Genomic DNA, 14,069 nt, shown 5'->3' on the forward strand with positions numbered 1-14,069 from the left:
CGTCGGACGGGCCGTACCCTCGACAGGTCCGTGGGGTGCGGGGCCGGCCGCCGTGACCGCGGGACCGCTCGGCTCAGAATGTGGAGAGCGACCGGGCGTAGTTGACCTGGTTGTTGATCTGCTGGACCTCGCCCTGGTGTTGTACCGGGATCCGGGCCACGTACTGCCGCTGGCCGTGCCGGACGGTGACCTGCACCGTCCCGGTGTGATAGGTCGTCCTGGCCAGCAGGAAGAGCAGGCTGAGCCCGCCGGTGAAGCAGAAGAGCACGATGGCCAGCACGATGCCCCACTGCGCCATCCTGGTGTGGGTCTGCCAGTCGTCGGCGATCTCCCAGACGGCGCCCTGCACGGGCAGCGCACCGGCCGGTGTACGGATCACCGGCGGGGTCACCACGATCTCGGCGATCTGCACCGCCACCGCGTCCTGTCCGGGCGTGTGGTGGCCGGCCGGCAGCAGGGCCCGTTGCGTCGGCGGCATCGGCGGCATCGGCGGCTGCACCGGCACGAAGGCCGGGGGATGCGGCCCGGGCCGGTCCACTGCCGGGGAAGCGGCGAACCGGGCCGGCGGCACGGAGAACGGGCCGGCCGGTGGCCCGGACTGCGGGGCGGGTGGTGCGGAGAACTGCGCCGGTGGTGCGGAGAACTGCGCCGGGAGCGCGGCGAACTGGGCGGTGGCGGGCAGCCCCGACATCGGTGCCGGCGGGGCCGGGAACCGGGTGGTCGGCGCGGAGGGGTCGGTGGTGGGTGGTGCCGGGTCCGCCGCCGGCGTCGCACCCCAGGGGTGGTGGACCGGGTACGCCGCGGTCGGCTCCGACCCTGGTGGCATCGTGGGATCAGGGGTCACCGCGACCCCTCACGGTTGTCGATCATGGGCGGACACTACAGCGTCCCTGGTCCTCCGGTGGCCCCTCGGCGTGACCGTTCCGCGTCACGGCAGGAGACCGAGCGGCGACCGGCGCGACGCCACCCGCGACCCCGGCGGGGCGGGACGTCAGGCCGGGGTGACCGGCTCCGCGGCCCGGTCGACCGGCGGCCTCGGCTTGTCCAGCCCGGCCGCGCGGCGGGCCTCCCGCCGCGCCGCCCAGCCGTAGCCGACCAGCGTCATCGCCGCGAAGATCCACCACTGGACGACGTAGCCGAGGTTCTGCCAATTGTTGGCGTGCCCGATCGGCACCGCCTTGAAGGCCGGGTCGTTCGCCGGGGTCTGCTCGTCGAGCAGCAGGTACGCCCCGTGCACCGGGTAGGGCAGCTCGCGGGCCAGCTTGCCGACGGTGACCCGGCGGGTCTCCAGCCGGCCGTCGCGTCGGCCCACGCCGCTGCCGCCGGTCTCCGTGGGGTGCACCCGGCCGATCACCGTCACCTCGCCGGTGGGCAGGGCGGGCACCTCCGGCGCGGTCAGCGCGCCGCCGCCCGGGGCGGGCGGGATCCAGCCCCGGTCCACCAGCACGGCGCTGCCGTCGGCGAGCACCAGCGGGGCGAGCACCTCGAAGCCGACCGTGCTGTCCACCGTCCGGCCCCGGACCAGGATCACGTTCGACGGGTCGTACCGGCCGGTGGCGGTGACCCGGCTCCACTCGGCCTGCTCGGCCGGGGCTGGTCCGGTCGTGCCCGCGCCGCCGGTGGGTGCCGGCACCCGGTCGCGCAGCGGGGCCGGGGTCCCCCGGCTGCCCGCGTCGATGCGCTCGTTGACGGCGGTGCGCTCCTCGTAGCGGGCCAGCTGCCAGTTGCCGAGCAGGACCATCACCGCGGCGGCGACCAGGGTCAGCGCGAGGATGCCCAGCCAGCGTGGGGTCAGCAGGAACCGGTACACAGCACGAGGCTACCCGTATGACCCGGACCACTGACCGCGCCGGCCCGTTACCCCGGTCGGCCGGAGGCCGCCACGCGTCGGTCCGGGCGGGTATGGTCACGCGAGCGGATCACCGTCCGAGTTCCTCCCGGTTGTCCGTGCGCCACCCCCTGTCTCCTGCGAGGAGTCGACGATGACCGCGGTGCCGCGCCTCGTGCTCAGCGCGCCGTCCTCCGGGCACGGCACGAACGCCCTCTCCATCGGCCTGCTCGCCGCCCTCGCCGATCGCGGCGTGGACGTCGCCGGCTTCAAGGTGGGGCCGGACCACGTGGACGCCGCGTACCTCGGGTTGGCGGCCGGTCGGCCGGGGCGGAACCTGGATGCCCGGCTGGTCGGGTCCGACCGGCTCGGGCCGCTCTTCGCGCACGGCGCCGCGGGCGCCGGCCTGGCGGTGGTCCAGGGCACCATGGGCCTCTACGACTCGGTCTCCGGCCGCCCCGAGGCGGAGTCGACGGCCGCTGTCGCCACCGCGCTGCGCAGCCCGGTGGTGCTGGTGGTGGACGTGGCCGCGATGGGGCAGTCGGTGGCCGCCCTGGTGCACGGCTTCCGGTCGTACGACGAGCAGCTCTGGCTGGGCGGCGTGATCCTCACCCAGGTCGCCTCCCCGCGTCACGAGACGATGCTCCGCGAGGCGCTCGACGACATCGACGTCCCCGTCTACGGGGTCCTGCGTCGCCACGAACTGCCTCCGGTGCTGCCCGCCCGGCGGCACGGGGTGCTGCCGGTCCTCCGGGGCGACGCCGAGGCGACGCGGGCGGTGCGCCGGCTGGGCGAGGCGGTGGCCGGCACCGTCGAGCTGGAGCGACTGCTCGCGCTGGCCCGTTCCGCCCCGGTCCTGCCGGTGGAGCCCTGGTCGCCGGCCGTCGCGCCGGCCGAGCCGGGCGGTGGGCGGCCACCGCTGGTCGCGCTGGCCGGTGGGCCGGGCGGCAGCTACAGCTACGCCGAGACGGCCGAGCTGCTGCGCGCCGCCGGGGCCGAGGTGGTCGCCGTCGACCCGCTGCGCGACGAGGTCCTGCCCGCCGGCACCCGCGCGCTGGTCGTCGGCGCCGGCCTGCCCGAGTCGTACGCCCGGGAGCTCTCCGCCAACCGCCGGCTCTGCATCGCGGTGGCCGAGCTGGCCCGGACCGGCCGTCCGCTGGTCGCCGAGGGGGCCGGCCTGCTCTGGCTGGCCCGCGAGTGGGACGGCGCACCGATGTGCGGGGTGCTGGACGCGGTCGGGACGAGCCGGGACGGCATGGTCGTCGGTCACCGGGAGGCGACGGCCCGTACGGCCAGCGTGGTCGCCGAAGCGGGAACGACGGTGGTCGGCTACAAGCAGCACGCGGCGGTGCTCAGTCCTCGGGCCGGCGAGCACCCGGCATGGAGCTGGGACGGCGGCGCTCCCGAGGGGTTCGTCTGGCGGGGGGTGCACGCGTCGCAGCTCGGCCTGCACTGGGCGGCGGATCCGGCGATCGCGACCCGGCTGGTGACGGCGGCCGGGGTGGCCGAGGGTGTCGGGGCGCCGGTGTGATCGGGCAGGTGGCGGTCCGCCGCTTCCCGGAGCTGACGGTCTCCACCCCGCGTACCGAGGTGCGCCAGCTCCGCGCCGGGGACGCGCAGGCGGTGGACGAGGTCTTCGCCGACCGGCAGACCCAGCGCTGGTTGCCGCTGGCCGACTCGGCCGGGCAGATCGAAGGGCTGGCCTGGTGCACCGACCTGGCGCGGCAGCGTCGGGACAGCGGCGACGGCGACCACTACGCGGTGCTGCGCCGGGAGGACGACCGGGTGGTCGGCTGCCTCTGGACCCGGCGTACCGACTGGGGTGCCCGGCTCACCGAGGTGTCGTACGCGATCGCCCCGCACGCCCGCGGGTACGGCCTGGCCGCCGAGGCGGTGGACGCGTTGGCCATCGCGCTGATCCTGGAGCACGGCTTCCAGCGGGTGGAGCTGCGGGTGGCGCCGGGGAACACGGCGTCGCGCCGGGTGGCCGAGAAGGCCGGCTTCAGCTATGAGGGCCTGCTGCGCAACGCCGGCTTCGTCCGGGGCGCCCGGGTCGACCTGGAGATGTGGTCCCTGGTCACCGCCGACCTGCACTGAGCCACCGACCTGCACTGAGCCGCCGACGACGGGCCGGGGCGGCTCCGGGCCCGGACAGGGTTCTGCGCCAGGAACCGCACCGTTCCTGACGCAGAGTTCGTGGTCACCCTCGGGGGCGCGGGCCGGCGGTCAGCCGACGATCGCGTCCGACGGCGGGGTGAACTGGCGGACGGGCTTGCCCTTCAGCGCCTCCTTGAGCGTGTTGGCCACCGCCTGGATGGGGATCTGGGACTGCCCGTCGCCGACGGCGTTGAACGGGTTGTCCGGGTCGGAGATGAAGCTGGCCGCCGCGAGTTCCGGGGTGTAGCCGACGAACCAGGCCGACCGGGTGCTGTCCGTGGTGCCGGTCTTGCCGGCCACCGGACGGCCCACCGTGCCCCGGACGCTGTCCGCCGTCGACCAGCCGCCGCAACTGCCCTTGGCCGGGGTGTCACCGGTGGGACAGCGGGCGGCGTCGGTGGCGGCGCGTGCCGCGTCGGCACTGACCACCTGCCGGCAGCGGGGCTTGGCCACCTCCCGCTCGATGCCGCTCGCGGTCCGGTACGTGGCCGGCGTGCCGTCCCGGTTGGTGATCGAGTTGACCGGGATCGCCTCGCAGTACCGCCCGTCGGCGGCGACCGCGGCGTAGGCGTTGGCCATCTCCAGCGGGGTGGCGTCGGAGACGCCCAGGGTGAACGCGCCCCACTTCTTGGCCTTGGCCGGGGAGGCGTGCTCCCGGTCCACGTCGGTACGCCAGCGCAGCCCGAGCTGTTCGGCCATGTGTACCGCCCGGTCCGCGCCGACCTGCTCCTCCAGCCAGACGAAGTAGGTGTTCACCGACTTGCCGAAGCCGGACCACATGGTCTGCCGTCCGGTCATCGCGCCGCTGGCGTTGGACGGCGACCAGCCGTCGTACACCTGCGAGTGGTACCGGTGGGGCGAGTCGAACGCGGTGGACAGCGTCATCCCGGCGTCGAGCGCGGCCAGCATCGGGAACATCTTGAACGTGGATCCGGCCTGGTAGCCGGGGAGGCTGCCGCCGCCGAGCAGGGGCGCCACCGTGTTCGGGTAGTTGGCCTTGACGTTGGGGCTGGCCTCCGGGTTGGAGCTGGGCCCGTTCTCACTGAGGTCCAGCGAGTAGTTGCGGTTGACGGCCATCGCCTTGACCCGGCCGGTGCCCGGTTCGGCGACCACGATGCCGTTGGCGAACGGGCTGCCCACGTTCTCCTTGGCGCCGACGTTCTTCTCGGCCGCCGCCTGGACCTTGGGGTCGAGGCTGAGCACGATGCGGTAGCCGCCCCGGCGCAGCTTGTCCATCCGCTCCAGCCGGTTCTCGCCGAAGGCGGGTTGCGCGCTCCACCAGTTCTTCACGTAGTCGCAGGCGAAGCCCCAGCTCTGGTACCGCTTGTCGATCGAGGCGCAGTCGTTGGCCGGGCTGGTCACCCGGGTGCGGATCGGTTCGGCCCTGGCCGCCGCGGCGGCGTCCGGGGACAGGTAGCCGAGCTGGGCCATCCGGTCGAGCACGTAGTTTCGTCGCCCGGTGGCCTCCTTCTGGTCGGAGCTGATCGGGTCGTACGCGGAGGGGGACTTGACCAGCCCGGCGAGGGTGGCCGCCTCGACCGGGGTGAGGGTGGCCGGGGTCTTGGAGAAGAAGATCTGCGCGGCGGCGTGGATGCCGTACGCCCGGTGCCCGAAGTACGCCGAGTTGAGGTAGCGCTCCATGATCTGTTCCTTGGTGAGCTCCTTCTCGATGTCCAGCGCCATCCGCATCTCCCTGACCTTGCGCAGGCTGGTCTGCTGGGTGGCCTCCTGGACCTCCTTCGGGGTCTTGGCGCTGTCCCGCAGCGCCATCCGGACGTACTGCATGGTCAGCGTGGAGGCGCCCTGGGAGACGCCGCTGGAGCGGGCGTTGGCCACGAAGGCGCGGGCGACGCCCTTCGGGTCGACGCCGTGGTGCTGGTAGAAGCGGTTGTCCTCGGCGGCGACGATCGCCTGCTGGATGTGCGGCGACATGTCCGACAGCTTCGTGTACTGCCGGTACTCCTCGTAGAACATGGTCAGGATCGTCTTGCCGTCGGGGGCGTAGAGGTACGACGTCTCGGCCGGCATGGCGGTGCGCAGGATGTCCGTCTTCTGTTCCATGGCGTGCGCGGTGGCCTTCGCGCCGATGCCGGTGACGGCGGCCAGCGGGTAGGCCAGGGCGGCCACCACGAGGCCCGCGATCAGGCCGGCGCGCAGCAGCGGAACGGAACGACCAGCGGCAGCAAGGGGTCGGTTGCTCACAGGGCCAAGTTATGACATTTCCGATTCGGAAATGAGAAGAATTCGTAAACGGGCCGGAGGGTTCGGGGGTGGTGACGCGGCCCACGCCGGGATCCGCTGTCCCGTACGGCGGCTTCCCGGCAGGATCGCGGACATGCGTGGGCAACTGATCGGGGCGGAGCCGACCGCCGGAGGAGAACCGGCCCCCGGGCCGCCGGCCCGGGGGCCGGACCGGATGCCCGGGGACGAGCCGGACCTCGGCCACCACGGGGACGTCGAGGCGACCCCCGGCCTGGTCGACCTGGCGGTCAACGTCCGGCGCGACGAGATGCCGGACTGGCTGGCCGACCCGCTCACCGCCTCGCTGGCCGACCTGACCGCGTACCCGGACCCGCGGCCCGCCCGGGCGGCCGTCGCGGCCCGGCACGGCCGTCCCCCGGAGGAGGTACTGCTCACCGCCGGCGCCGCCGAGGGTTTCGTGCTGATCGCCCGCACCCTGGCCGGGGTGCGCCGGCCGGTGGTGGTGCACCCGCAGTTCACCGAGCCGGAGGCAGCGCTGCGGGCCGCCGGGCACCCTGTCGAGCGGGTGCTGCTCGACCCGGCCGACGGCTTCCGTCTCGACCCCGCGCGGGTGCCCGACGACGCCGACCTGGTCATGATCGGCAACCCGACGAACCCCACCTCGGTGCTGCACCCCGCCGCCGACCTGGCCGCGCTGGCCCGGCCCGGCCGGGTGCTCGTGGTGGACGAGGCGTTCGCCGACACCACGCTCGCGCCGGGCGTCGACGGCGAGCCGGAGTCCCTCGCCGGCCGGCGTGACCTGCCCGGCCTGCTCGTGGTCCGCAGCCTCACCAAGACCTGGGGCCTCGCCGGGCTGCGGATCGGCTATCTACTCGGCGAGGCAGCGCTGCTGGCGCGGCTCGCGGCCGGCCAGCCGCTCTGGGCGGTCTCCACCCCGGCACTCGCCGCCGCCACCGCCATCGCCGCACCGGCCGCCGTCGCGGCCGAGCGAGCGATCGCCGCCCGGCTCGCCGCCGACCGCGACCACCTGGTCGCCCGCCTGTCGGCCCTGCCCGGGGTACGCGTCGCGGGCCGCCCGGCCAGCGCCTTCGTCCTGATCCACCTGGCCGGCGCGGACCGGGTGCGCGAGACGCTGCGTGCGCGCGGATGGGCGGTCCGGCGCGGGGACACCTTCCCCGGCCTGGGCCCCGACTGGCTGCGGGTGGCCGTGCGCGACCCGGCCACGTCCGACGCGTTCACCGAGGTACTGGCCGAGATCCTGGAGGCATGATGCTGGAGACCACCATCGCGGCGATCCGGCCGCCCGACGAGCCGGCGATGGCCGCCGCCCGGGACCTCCAGGGACGGCTGACCAAGCCCGCCGGTTCGCTCGGCGCCCTGGAGGAGCTCTCCGTACGCCTGGCCGGGCTGGCCGGGACCTGCCCGCCGCCGCTGCCCGAACCGGCCGCGGTGGCGATCTTCGCCGGGGACCACGGCGTGCACGCCCAGGGGGTGACTCCCTGGCCGCAGGAGGTCACTGCCCAGATGATCGGCAACTTCCTGGCCGGCGGCGCGGTGGTCAACGCGTTCGCCCGGCAGGCCGGTGCGTCGGTCACCGTGGTCGACGTCGGCGTCGCCACCGCGCTTCCGGTCGACCCGGACGCCGACCGGGCCGGCCCCCGGCTGGTCGAGGCCAACGTCCGCCGGGGCACCCGGGACATGACCGTCACCGCCGCCCTGACCCGGGAGGAGGCCCGCACGGCGGTCGAGACCGGCATCCGCGTCGCCGGTGAGCTGGTCGATGCCGGGGCGGGGATCCTGCTCACCGGCGACATGGGCATCGCCAACACCACCCCGTCGGCCGCGCTGATCGCCGCCCTCACCGGGACCGACCCGGCCGAGGCGACCGGACGCGGCACCGGGGTGGACGACGAGACGTACCGGCGCAAGGTCGGCGTGGTGCGGGCCGCGCTGCGCCGGCACCGGCCCGACCCGGCCGACCCGCTGGGCGTGCTGGCCGCCGTCGGCGGCCTGGAACACGCGGCGCTGGCCGGCCTGATCCTCGGCGCCGCCGCGCGGCGCGTGCCGGTGCTGCTGGACGGGGTGATCGCGGCGAGCGCCGCGCTCGTCGCGGCGGCCCTGGCCCCGGACGCGGTCGGCGCGATGGTCGCCGGGCACCGCTCGGCCGAGCCGGGCGCCACCGTCGCGCTGCGGCACCTCGGGCTGGATCCGCTGATCGACCTCGGGCTGCGCCTCGGCGAGGGGACCGGTGCGCTGCTGGCGCTGCCGGTGGTCACCGGCGCGGTGCGGGTGCTGCACGAGGTCGCCACCTTCGACTCGGCGGGGGTCTCGGAGAAGTGACGGTCAATCCCTACCCCCTCGGCCTGCGGCTGGCGGGCCGGCGGGTGGTCGTGGTGGGCGGGGGAGCGGTCGCCACCCGCCGGGTGCCGGCACTGCTCGACGCGGGCGCGGACGTCTTCCTCGTCGCCCCGGAGTTGACCCCCGCCCTGCACGCGCACGTCGACGCCGGCCGGGTGCACTGGGCGCCGCGCCGGTTCGTCCCGGACGACCTCGACGGGGCCTGGCTGGTGCAGGTCGCCGTCGACGACCCGCTCGCCGCCGCGTCGGTCAGCGCCGCCGCCGCCGAGCGGAAGATCTTCTGCGTACGCGCCGACGACCGCGCCGCCGCCACCGCCTGGACCCCGGCGGTCACCCGGCACGGCCCGGTCACCGTCGCGGTGCTCGGCGGTGGGGACCCCCGCCGGGCGATGAGCGTCCGCGACGCGGTACGCGACCTGCTGAACGTCCGCACCGGTCTCGCCGCGGTGGCCCCGCAGGCGCCCACCGGGGCCGCCCCCGGCCGGGTGGCGCTGGTCGGGGCGGGCCCGGGCGACCCGGAGCTGATCACCGTCAAGGGCTGGCGGCTGCTCACCGAGGCGGACGTGGTGGTCGCCGACCGTCTCGTCCCCGGGCTGCTCCTGGACGAACTGCGCCCCGACGTGGAGCTGGTCGACGCCTCCAAGATCCCGTACGGGCCGTCGCGGGCTCAGGAGGAGATCAACCGGATCCTGGTCGAGCGGGCGCTGGCCGGCAGGTTCGTGGTACGGCTCAAGGGCGGTGACCCGTACGTCTTCGGCCGGGGTGGCGAGGAACTGCTCGCCTGCGCCGAGGCCGGTGTGCCGGTGACCGTCGTACCGGGGGTGACCAGCGCGATCGCCGTGCCGGCGGTGGCCGGTGTCCCGGTCACCCACCGGGCGGTGGCGCACGAGTTCACCGTCGTCTCCGGGCACGTCGCGCCGGACTCGCCGGCCTCGCTGGTGCAGTGGCCGGCCCTCGCGGGACTGCGCGGCACCCTGGTGGTGCTGATGGGGCTGAAGAACCTCGCCGCGATCGCCGACACCCTCACCGGGCACGGCAAGGACCCGGCCACCCGGGTCGCGGTGATCCAGGAGGGCACCACGGGCGCCCAGCGCAGCCTGCGCTCGACGCTCGGCACGGTGGCGGCGGACGTGGTCGCGGCGGGCCTGCGTCCGCCGGCGATCGTGGTGATCGGCTCCGTCGTCGGGGCCTTGGACACCTGAGGTTCTGCCCGTCTCGAGCCTGGTGATCCGTGGAGACGCGACGGCGGCCGGAGACGAAGTCTCCGGCCGCCGTCGTCGGTCAGGTCACTGCTTGAGCATGTTGTCCAGGAGCAGGGCGCAGCGGATCAGGCCCAGGTGGCTGTACGCCTGCGGGTGGTTGCCCAGGCCGCGCTCGGCGAGCGGGTCGTACTGCTCGGGGAGCAGGCCGGTCGGGCCGGCCGTGTCGACCATCTGGACGAACAGCTCCTCCGCGTCGGTGCGGCGGCCGGTGCGCAGGTACGCCTCGATCAGCCACGCCGTGCAGATGTGGAAGCCGCCCTCCCGGCCGGGCAGGCCGTCGTCCCAGTGGTACCGGTAGACGACCGGGCCGCTGCGCAGGTCCGCCTCGATCCGGAGCACGGTGGAGAGGAAGCGCGGGTCGTCGCCCGGGAGCAGCCCCGACAGGCCGATCCAGAGCGAGGAGGCGTCCATGTCCTCGTCGCCGTACGCGACGCTGTACGCCTCGACCTCCTCGTGCCAGCCGTTCTCCAGCACGTTCGCGCCGATCCGGTCGCGCAGCTCCACCCACTCGGGCCGGTCCTCGCCGCCGTGCTGACGCATCACGTGCAGCGCCCGGTCCACGGTCATCCAGCACATCACCTTGGAGAAGATGTGGTGCCGGGGAGGAAGACGGGCCTCCCAGATGCCGTGGTCGGGCTCGTGCCAGCGACGGCGTACCGCCTCGACCATGTTCTCCAGCACCCGCCACTCGTCCTCACGGACCGAGCCGCGGGCGTCGGCCACGGCGGCGATCAGGTCGGCGATCGGGCCGAAGACGTCGAGCTGGAGCTGGTGGTTGGCGAGGTTGCCGACCCGGACCGGCCGGGAGCCGGCGTACCCGGGCAGGGTGTCGATGACCGCCTCGGCGCCCAGCTCGTAGCCGTCCACCGTGTAGAGCGGGTGCAGCCGCTCCGGGTGCCCGCCGGTGCGCTCGATGCAGCCGTCCACCCAGCGCAGCAGCGCCTCGGCCTCCTCGATCGAGCCGAGGTCGACAAGCGCCCGCGCGGTCATCGCCGCGTCGCGCAGCCAGCAGTACCGGTAGTCCCAGTTCCGCACGCCGCCCAGTTCCTCCGGCAGCGAGGTGGTGGCTGCCGCCAGGATCGATCCGGTCGCCTCGTGGCAGAGCCCACGAAGCGTGAGCGCGCTGCGGGCGACCAGGTCCCGGGCGGTGGTCGGCAGCCGCAGCGAGGCCACCCAGTCCTTCCAGGGCTGCTCGGCAGCGGCCTGCCGGTCGTGGATCGGGTCGGCGTGGTGCTCCAGGCTGTGCGTGCCGAAGCGCAGCTCCAGCACGACCTGCCCGCCAGCCGCGCGCAGGTCGACCACGGCACGGGCGGTCTCGTAGCCCCCGTCGTTGCTGATCTCCCAATCCACGCCGGGGGCGTAGAGCGCGGCCGGCTCGTTGGAGCCGAGCACCAGCAGGCCGTCGTCCATCGGCTGGAGCTGCGTGGCGACCTGGCCGAACTCGGGCCGCGGGGCGAACTCGATCCGGGCCTTGCCGGAGCCGGTGAGCACCCGTACCAGGGTCGAGTCGCCGGTGATGATCGCCGGGCCGTCCGGGGTGGTCTCCCGGGCCGGCAGGTCGAGCCAGTCGGTGACGGTGAGGCCGGACCAGCGGGTCTCCACGGTCATCGTGCCGTTGCGGTAGCGCTGCCCCAGCGGGATGCCGCCGCGCTCCGGGCCGATGGTGAAGTGCCCGGCGGGGCTGCCGCCGACCAGGTCGGCGAAGATCGCCGCCGAGTCCGGCTTGGGGTGGCAGAGCCAGCTGACCTTGGCCTCGGGGGTGAGCAGGGCGACGGTCCGACCGTTGGCGAGCATCGAGTGCCGCTCGATCGGGACGGCCCGCTCGCCGAAGAGCCAGTGCCGGCGGGTCTCCAGCAGCAGGCCGAGGGCCCGGGCGGCGTCGATCGGCTCGGCGACCCGGTAGTGGGCCTGGGTGTCGCCGGGGCCGATCTTGATGCCGACGTCGGGGCCGTGCAGGTTGCCGAAGGCGTTCTCGTCGGTGACGTCGTCGCCGATGAAGAGCACCGCGCTGGCCGAGAGCTGGGTCCGCAACTGGTCGACCGCGGTGCCCTTGTGGGTCGCGACCACCGACAGCTCGATGACCTCCTTGCCCTGGGTGACGGTGACGTCCTCCCAGGTGGCGGGGCCGCTGCGGACCGCCTCGATGACGGCGGCGGCGACCTGCGGGTCGACCCCGCGGGTGTGCACCGCGACGCTGGCCGGCTTGCGTTCCAGCCGTACGCCCGGGTGGGCGGCGGCGATCTCGCGCAGCGCGTCGCGCAGCCGGGTGCGTACGGCGACCAGCTCGGGGGAGAGCCGTTCCACGAATCCGATGTCGAACTCGGAGCCGTGGCTGCCGACCAGGTGGACCTCGCTGGGCAGCCGGGACAGCGCCGCCAGGTCCCGCAGCGCGCGACCGGAGACCACCGCGACGGTGGTCTGTGGCAGCGCGGCCAGCGCGCGGACCGCGGCGACCGACTCCGGCAGCGGCACGGCCTTGCTCGGGTCCTCGACGATCGGGGCGAGCGTCCCGTCGTAGTCGCAGGCGACCAGGAGCTGCGGGACCCGGGCGATCCGCCCGATGGCCGCGCGCAGCTCGGGGTCCATCGTCCCCGCGGGCGGGGTCACGATGTCGGTGGCGGGGGCGTTCACGATGTCACCTCGGTTCGCGGCTGCGGGGCTCGCAGGGTCGGCTCACTCCGCACGCTCACGAGGCCTCCGCCCCGCGCGTGCCGAGTTCGGTGAGGAACGATTTCGCCCAGTGCCCCACGTCGTGGGTGCGCAGATGACGTTGCATGATCCGCATGCGTCGACGGGCCTCCGGCTTCTCCACGTGTACAGCCCGCAGGAGAGCGTCCTTGACGGCGTCGGGGTCGTGCGGGTTGCACAGGAACGCCTGACGCAGCTCGGTGGCGGCGCCGGCGAACTCGCTGAGCACGAGCGCGCCGCCCTGGTCGGCGCGCGATGCCACGTACTCCTTGGCCACCAGATTCATTCCGTCTCGCAGCGGGGTCACCATCATCACGTCGGCCGCGACGTACATCGCGGCCAGTTCGGAGCGACTGTACGACTGATGCAGATAATGCACCGCCGGCACGCCGACCCGTCCGAATTCACCATTAATCCGGCCAACTTCCCGTTCCACCTTGACGCGAAGTGCCTGGTAGTGCTCCACGCGCTCGCGGCTGGGCGTGGCGACCTGCACCATAACCGCGTCCGGAACTGTCAACTTTCCGTCAGCAAGAAGTTCCCGGAAGGCCTTGAGTCGGAGCTCGATGCCCTTGGTGTAGTCCAGCCGGTCGACGCCCAGGATGATCGTCTTCGGGTTGCCGAGCTCCTCGCGGATCTGCTTCGCCCGGGCCTGGATCGCCGCGTCCTCGGCCAGCCGTTCCATCTCCCGAGTGTCGATGGAGATCGGGAACGCCCCGGCCTTCACCTGCCGGCCGTCCACCTGGATCATCTGGCCCTCGTAGCGCAGGCCGAGCAGGTGCCGGGCCAGCCGGACGAAGTTCTGCGCGGCCAGCCGCTGCTGGAATCCGACCAGATCGGCCCCGAGCAGGCCGCGCAGGATCTCGGTGCGGAACGGCATCTGCATGAACAGCTCGATCGGCGGGAACGGGATGTGCAGGAAGAAGCCGATCTTCAGGTCGGGCCGCAGCTCGCGGAGCATCGCCGGGACCAGCTGGAGCTGGTAGTCCTGCACCCAGACCGTCGCGCCCTCGGCCGCGACCTCCGCCGCGGCCTCCGCGAACCGGGCGTTGACCAGCCGGTACGCCTCGCGCCAGCGGCGCTTGTAGGCGGGCGTCTCCACCGCGTCGTGGTAGAGCGGCCAGATGGTGGCGTTGGACTGGCCCTCGTAGTAGCGTTCCAGCTCCTCCGCGCTGAGCGGGACCGGGTGCAGGCGGATGCCCTCCAGGTCGAACGGCTCCGGGGCGGCCCCCGTGCCACCGGCCCAGCCCACCCAGGTGCCCCGGTGCTCGGCGAGGACGGGGTGCAACGCGGTGACCAGCCCGCCCGGGCTGCGTCGCCACTGCCGTCCCTCTGGTGTGCTCACCTCGTCGACCGGCAGTCGGTTCGCCACTACGACAAAGGAGCTACGGACGGTCACGATCGGCCACCTCCGGGTGCTGACGGGTCCACCGCGATGAGCGTACTGAGCGTAGCTGCGGCGTCTGGTGCCCCGTGCCGGAGTCACCTACCCGTCCCACGACCGCTCAACCCATGACGTGATCTTGACGACACCCGCTGCCTGCGGCGGCACGCGGCGCAGCGCCGGGCGGGGT

10 protein-coding genes are annotated in these 14,069 nt (G+C 74.1%); 5 read left to right on the forward strand and 5 right to left on the reverse strand.

Annotated features, from left to right (window positions below; all coding sequences use genetic code 11):
- Positions 1–73: 73 nt before the first annotated feature.
- Together GA0070560_RS22660 and GA0070560_RS22665 are read right to left on the reverse strand one after the other, a co-directional pair.
- Positions 74–826, reverse strand: a complete 753-nt coding sequence (locus GA0070560_RS22660) for a ribosomal eL19 family protein (RefSeq protein ID WP_245675658.1) — start codon at positions 824–826, stop codon at positions 74–76.
- A 165-nt stretch (positions 827–991) separates the two neighbouring features.
- Complete coding sequence (locus GA0070560_RS22665; RefSeq protein WP_245675659.1) at positions 992–1,810, reverse strand: SURF1 family cytochrome oxidase biogenesis protein; 819 nt, start codon at positions 1,808–1,810, stop codon at positions 992–994.
- Positions 1,811–1,982: 172 nt separating this feature from the next.
- Between GA0070560_RS22665 and GA0070560_RS22670 the strand changes: the two genes are divergently transcribed.
- Together GA0070560_RS22670 and GA0070560_RS22675 are read left to right on the forward strand one after the other, a co-directional pair.
- Positions 1,983–3,359, forward strand: a complete 1,377-nt coding sequence (locus GA0070560_RS22670) for a cobyrinic acid a,c-diamide synthase CobB (RefSeq protein WP_091301228.1) — start codon at positions 1,983–1,985, stop codon at positions 3,357–3,359.
- On the forward strand, positions 3,356–3,925 hold the full coding sequence (locus tag GA0070560_RS22675; RefSeq protein ID WP_091301230.1) for a GNAT family N-acetyltransferase: 570 nt from the start codon (positions 3,356–3,358) through the stop codon (positions 3,923–3,925). The genes GA0070560_RS22670 and GA0070560_RS22675 overlap by 4 nt, the downstream gene beginning before the upstream one ends.
- A 129-nt stretch (positions 3,926–4,054) precedes the next feature.
- On the opposite strand, the gene GA0070560_RS22680 is transcribed toward GA0070560_RS22675, so the two are convergent.
- Entirely contained in the window at positions 4,055–6,187 is a 2,133-nt protein-coding gene (locus tag GA0070560_RS22680; protein ID WP_091301232.1) for a transglycosylase domain-containing protein, read from the reverse strand.
- Positions 6,188–6,335: 148 nt separating this feature from the next.
- Between GA0070560_RS22680 and cobC the strand changes: the two genes are divergently transcribed.
- Genes cobC through cobA form a run of 3 tightly spaced genes read left to right on the forward strand, consistent with a single transcriptional unit; the run spans position 6,336 to position 9,747 of the window.
- Entirely contained in the window at positions 6,336–7,457 is a 1,122-nt protein-coding gene (cobC, locus tag GA0070560_RS22685) for an Rv2231c family histidinol phosphate aminotransferase CobC (protein ID WP_245675665.1), read from the forward strand.
- The gene (gene cobT, locus GA0070560_RS22690) at positions 7,457–8,527 is read left to right on the forward strand and encodes a nicotinate-nucleotide--dimethylbenzimidazole phosphoribosyltransferase (RefSeq protein ID WP_091301236.1); all 1,071 of its coding nucleotides are present in this window, start codon (positions 7,457–7,459) and stop codon (positions 8,525–8,527) included. Before cobC ends, cobT begins: the two co-directional genes overlap by 1 nt.
- Positions 8,524–9,747: a uroporphyrinogen-III C-methyltransferase gene (gene cobA / locus GA0070560_RS22695; protein WP_091301238.1), complete on the forward strand. Its 1,224-nt coding sequence runs from the start codon at positions 8,524–8,526 to the stop codon at positions 9,745–9,747. Before cobT ends, cobA begins: the two co-directional genes overlap by 4 nt.
- An 84-nt stretch (positions 9,748–9,831) precedes the next feature.
- Here cobA and otsB read toward each other — a convergent pair whose 3' ends face one another.
- Positions 9,832–12,393 (reverse strand): trehalose-phosphatase, encoded by a 2,562-nt coding sequence (gene otsB / locus GA0070560_RS22700; RefSeq protein ID WP_091301320.1) that lies wholly within the window; start codon positions 12,391–12,393, stop codon positions 9,832–9,834.
- A 100-nt stretch (positions 12,394–12,493) separates the two neighbouring features.
- Positions 12,494–13,894 carry an alpha,alpha-trehalose-phosphate synthase (UDP-forming) gene (locus GA0070560_RS22705; RefSeq protein WP_091301239.1) on the reverse strand — a complete coding sequence of 467 codons (1,401 nt, stop codon included), beginning with the start codon at positions 13,892–13,894 and terminating at the stop codon, positions 12,494–12,496.
- Positions 13,895–14,069 lie beyond the last annotated feature (175 nt).

It is taken from the genome of Micromonospora halophytica, assembly GCF_900090245.1.
Taxonomy (GTDB): Bacteria; Actinomycetota; Actinomycetes; order Mycobacteriales; family Micromonosporaceae; genus Micromonospora; species Micromonospora halophytica.

What these genes read in the sequence shown, in the direction of transcription:
- GA0070560_RS22660 (WP_245675658.1), bottom strand. Translation starts at nt 826, where the DNA reads ATGCCACCAGGGTCGGAGCCGACCGCGGCGTACCCGGTCCACCACCCC.
- GA0070560_RS22670 (WP_091301228.1), top strand. Translation starts at nt 1,983, where the DNA reads ATGACCGCGGTGCCGCGCCTCGTGCTCAGCGCGCCGTCCTCCGGGCAC.
- cobT (WP_091301236.1), top strand. Translation starts at nt 7,457, where the DNA reads ATGCTGGAGACCACCATCGCGGCGATCCGGCCGCCCGACGAGCCGGCG.
- otsB (WP_091301320.1), bottom strand. Translation starts at nt 12,393, where the DNA reads ATGGACCCCGAGCTGCGCGCGGCCATCGGGCGGATCGCCCGGGTCCCG.